At 22.0% G+C, this 5,350-nt stretch carries 4 protein-coding genes and 1 pseudogene; 1 reads left to right on the forward strand and 4 read right to left on the reverse strand.

Features of this window, described 5'->3' with window-relative positions; translation table 11 throughout:
- Positions 1-380: PD-(D/E)XK nuclease family transposase (locus Q0K52_RS14515; protein WP_297300598.1), on the reverse strand; the 380-nt coding region annotated here is incomplete at its 3' end.
- 251 nt (positions 381-631) lie between these two features.
- On the opposite strand from Q0K52_RS14515, the gene Q0K52_RS14520 reads away from it, so the two are divergent.
- Positions 632-2,224 (forward strand): ankyrin repeat domain-containing protein, encoded by a 1,593-nt coding sequence (locus Q0K52_RS14520; RefSeq protein ID WP_297300599.1) that lies wholly within the window; start codon positions 632-634, stop codon positions 2,222-2,224.
- A gap of 187 nt (positions 2,225-2,411) precedes the next feature.
- Here the strand turns inward: Q0K52_RS14520 and Q0K52_RS14525 are convergent, their stop codons facing one another.
- The 3 genes and pseudogenes from Q0K52_RS14525 to Q0K52_RS14535 form a co-directional block, all read right to left on the reverse strand.
- Positions 2,412-3,494, reverse strand: a complete 1,083-nt coding sequence (locus tag Q0K52_RS14525) for an ankyrin repeat domain-containing protein (protein WP_297300600.1) — start codon at positions 3,492-3,494, stop codon at positions 2,412-2,414.
- 31 nt (positions 3,495-3,525) lie between these two features.
- Positions 3,526-4,749, reverse strand: coding sequence for a hypothetical protein (locus tag Q0K52_RS14530; RefSeq protein ID WP_297300601.1), 1,224 nt, complete (start codon positions 4,747-4,749; stop codon positions 3,526-3,528).
- Between the two features lie 15 nt (positions 4,750-4,764).
- A pseudogene (locus Q0K52_RS14535) lies at positions 4,765-5,283 on the reverse strand (hypothetical protein); the annotation flags it as partial.
- Positions 5,284-5,350: the final 67 nt, after the last annotated feature.

Here is a 5,350-nt window from a genome sequence, read left to right on the forward strand (position 1 = left end):
ATAACTATAACCTGTTTTAAATCATTATATTTTTCATTATTCCTCAAATTAGAAACATAGCTTTTAGCCCAATAATATAAACTTCTATAAACAAATGATTGATTTCCTATTCTTTGTATTTCTATTAAAACAGTTTCCCCGCTTTTTGTTACTGCCCTAACATCAACTATAGATTGCTTATCAGTAATACTTTCTTTTAAATTAAAAGTATTTAAAACTTTAACCTCTTCAAAAAGTTCTTGATTATAGTCTAATCTTACAGAATTAATTAGATTTTTCAAAATATGCTCATGTCCTTCTTTAGCAAACATATAACGCATAAAATAATCATTTAAAGGATTAAAATGTTTTATTGATTTAATATTTAATTCCTCTTTCATATGTATATTATACTAAAAAGAAATATATTTGTCAAAATTTATAGATCTACCATAAATATATATTCATAATTTCTAAGTTTATCATTTTTCATTATTTTTTATTGCAACTGACAAAATATTATAATGAAAAAAAATGTGATTATTTATTTGCTAATATCATATATAAACATAAAAATTGACAATTTAAAAATATATTAGTATAATACCTAAAATATTTTAAATACAATACAAAGAAAGTTAAAGGAAAGTTTATGAAAAAAATTATATTAATGGCAGCTTTAAGCATTCTAATAAGCTGTAATAATAACAAATCTAATAATACACAAAACAATACAACAGTTAATAACAATACAAACATAACAATCACTAACAATACTAATCAAAATACAAATCAAACTATAAGTCAGCAAACAACTACAGCAAGAAAGAAAAAAATAGAATTTAAAAATATATATCCTATCAAACCATATACAGAAGAAGAAATTGATGAAATATTATACAAAACTATTGACGGAGAATTAGCAAATTATGGAATATCAGATAATTCCAAAAAAGAAAGAAGAGAAGAAGAAAAACAAAAAATGCAAAATATTAAAGATTTACTTTTGGAAGGGATAAACAGCAAAGATGAAAATGGAAATAGTATATTTACTTTGATGCAGAAACTTGATTATATAAATTATGCTTATAATGATTTAGTTATATGGCTTGTTGAACATGGCATTAGTTTAGATGATACCGAAATACTAAATTATAATTATACTGATAAAATAATAGATTATTTATTAGATAGCGGAGTTAATTTTGATTATCAAACAGTATATAATAAAATTGACTTAAACAATAATAATTATAATTTAATATCAAAATTGATAAAAAAGTTAGAATCTGCAGGTTATTATTTTTCTGATATAGATTATCAATTACAAAGCGATTTATTATTTCAATCAATTTTAGCTGATAATTTAGATTTAGTAAAACTATTCTTAAAACTTGGTGCTGATATTAATTCCATAAACAGAATGAGTGATGGTTATGTTGGAACTCCTTTAATGTATAGTGCCTATTATGAAAAGTATGATATTATGGATTATTTAAAAGAAAATAACCCTGATATTACTATTCACTGCTTTCAAGATACAGAAGAATTAGAAAGTATTCATACAGATGATCCTCATATATCTTTTGTATTGATGGAAAATTTTCCTGTTTTAAGTCCTACAAATTTAATTAATACTGTTATCACTGGAAATAATAATGAAGATTTGATGATAAGAATATTAAATAAAATATCTCAAACTTTTAAATTTGCAGATACCAGCTATATTTATTCACCTGCCTCACAAACTGAATTTACAAATAATAATGAAAAATATATTTTAATACAAAGTCATATATTAAATGAAGAATATGTAGAAAATCTTATATCAATGGAAAAATATGTACATAATTTTGAAGTAAACGATAAATATTTTAATTATGTAACTATATGGAAAAGAGATAAAAACGATGAAAATAAAGCACAGTTTATAACAGGTTTTTATCCGATGCAAAATGGTGACTACTCACAAACTTATGATATTGCTTCATCAGGAAATTACGTTACAATAGAAGCAATAGATGACGGTACATATTATTATACATTCATAATAGAAAATAATGATTTTTATTTAGATAAATTTTCTTTTTCTAAGTATAATATATCAGATATGAAACAACAAAAAGAAGAACATTATTATAATTACAAAACAGATGCTGCTAAATTTAATCACACAAGCAGAATAAGAGCTATTGATTTAGAAAGAGGTTTCTTTAGTAAGTTAATAGAAGAATACAATAAATAAAAAAAATAATAAAGGGCTTTAAGTTTTTTAATTAACTAAAAGCACCTTGTATTAAAATTAATTATATATACCTAAACAAATTTGATAAAGTAGTTTTGAAATATATTGATTTATAGAAAATAGATATTAAATATTTTGATAAAAACTGCATATATATAATTGCATACAATTTTTATAAACACTATAACTATTTTGTTAGTAATTTTATTATTTCTTCATTTTTTCCATATTCTCTGGCATAATACAATGCATCATAATCACCTCTTTTTATACTTTTATCAGCACCAGCATCTAAAAGCATTTTTGTCATTTCTAGATTCCCATTATAACAAGCCGACATCAATGCTGTCATACCGCCTCTATTTTGAACATTAACATCTGCATTATTTTTAATAAGCACTTTTACAGCATTAATATTATTATAATAAGCGGCTTCTGTCAATGCAGTATCATAATCATAATCTTTATATGCACCATTATCAATCAGCTTTTGTAAAAAAACTTCATTAGTAGAATAGGCTGCAGCATTTATTAATGGAACATTACGATTAAGCAAAGTTGATTGATTAAGATCACAAACTTTCAAAATTTTATCCAAAGAATCAGAACCATTTTTAAGTAAAATATCTGCTATATCCTCATGTCCAAACATATAAGCATAAATTAAGGCATTAGCATTATTTCTATTTCTTTTATTTACATCAGCTTTATTTTCAATTAATATTTTTACCGTTTCTTTATAACCTTTCATAATAGCATACATTAAAGGTGTTTCTTCATTCTCATAATCTCCATCATAAGCTATATTGACATCGGCTTTATTTTTGATTAAGAGTTTTACCATTTCAATATTTTCTTTTCTATTATATTCTAAAGCACAAAATAATGCAGTTCTTCCTCTAAAACCCTGATAATCAATATAAGCACCATAACTTAAAAGTAGTTTAACCATTTCCATATTATTATTATCAACTGCGAGTATCAATGCTGTATCGCCATCATTTACTACAGTATTAACATCTGCCTTATATTTCAAAAGAAGTTCAGCCATTTCTATATTATTATCCATAACTGCATGTGATAATAATGTAAAATCTTCATAATCAAGATTATTTATATCTCCATTATATTTCTTAAGAATATTCTCAGCTTCTTTAACATTAGCTTCATTCACATATTCTCTTAATCTTTCATAAGCTTTACTTTTATTATCCGTTTGGCTATATAAGTACAGACTAAATAAAAATAAAATAAATATTAACTTTTTCATAATTCATAAACCTCTTTAAATTATTAAACTTTTATTTATCTTTTAAAAATACCATTACAATAGGAGCTATAAAAGAAAAAATAAATGAGTAAATACCATAAATATAAATGAAGCTATATATTTTATTATTTCCAATCACTGCCTCATTTATATTGATATTGTTCTTTAATATTTTGAATATAGACTTTATATTTTGTATTATGATATATACTAAATTAACAGCTATTATCACATTAAGAACTGCAATAGAAATTTCATTTATTTTATTTTCAGAAATAATTACTCTGTATATGCTTGCTCCTAATACTAATATATTAAATAATAATGCTATTATTGGAAATATTATATACATTGCTTTTGTTATTACTCCAGCTTTATAGTCAGCTCTTATAAAGTATAAAGTAATAATAGATAAAATTAATAATACATTATAAATTATAAAAGAGTTAGTATTGTCAAAAGGTCTTATAGGTTCATATAGTAAGGCAAAAAATGAAACAAATATTAAAAATGAATATAAAAATAATAATCCTCGAGAAATATATATTGATAAAACAGTTTTGAATCTCTTTTGCACAAAGAAAAATATAAACGGTATTAAAGTAGATAAATATACAATAAAAATCAAAATCAGTTTTAAGGCTAAGGTATTTCCATGTTCTTCAGAAAAAACAGATAACATTAAACCAAAAAATAATAATACCATAAATACCAAAAATTCTAGCAATTCTATCAATTCTACCAATTTAATAATTAAGAATAATATTGTTGCTAATAAAATTTCTGATGCTACAGAAAACAGTATTATATCTCCTAATTTAGTAAAACTATTATATGTATTATTCTTTATATTAAAATTGTTATCAGATAAAACTATTATAATAAAAAAGATTATAGAAGATAATATACTTTTATTAATCATTATATTAGATTTAAAAAATTCAAGCATATCAGGTATTTCATCTTTTAATGGTGCTGAAGTAAATATGCCAAGCAAAAATAAAAGTAAAAATGACAAAAATATTATTAGTATTGTTCTTTTATTAATATTTTCTAAATTACTATCTATAATAAATAAAAATGAATAACAAAAAAAGTAAAATACTTGATAATAAAAACTATTAATAATAATTAAATTGTCAGCATTATGATCAATATCATATAATAATATTTGTATACTTATAGGAAGAGAAGAAATTATCATTAATACAAATACTAATATATGATATAATCTTTTTTTACTAATATAGTTCATAAATCTCTCGCACTTTTATTTATTTTTTAAAAATACCATTACAATAGGAGCTATAAAAGAAAAAATAAATGAGTAAATACCATAAATATAAATGAAGCTATATATTTTATTATTTCCAATCACTGCCTCATTTATATTGATATTGTTCTTTAATATTTTGAATATAGACTTTATATTTTGTATTATGATATATACTAAATTAACAGCTATTATCACATTAAGAACTGCAATAGAAATTTCATTTATTTTATTTTCAGAAATAATTACTCTGTATATGCTTGCTCCTAATACTAATATATTAAATAAAAATGCCAATATTGGAAATATTATATACATTGCTTTTGTTATGACTCCAGCTTTATAGTCAGCTCTTACAAAGTATAAAGTAATAACAAATAAAATTAATAATACATTATAAATTATAAAAGACTTAGTATTTTCAAAAGGTCTTATAGGTTCATATAGTAAGGCAAAAAATAAAACGAATATTAAAAATGAATATAAAAATAATAATCCTCTAGAAATATATACTGAAAATTTTTAAGTTTGTCATTTTTTTAATCTATTGTATAATAACAATATGGATTTTAATTTAACAGAC

It is taken from the genome of uncultured Brachyspira sp. (assembly GCF_944390845.1).
In the GTDB taxonomy this organism is placed as follows: Bacteria; Spirochaetota; Brachyspiria; order Brachyspirales; family Brachyspiraceae; genus Brachyspira; species Brachyspira pulli.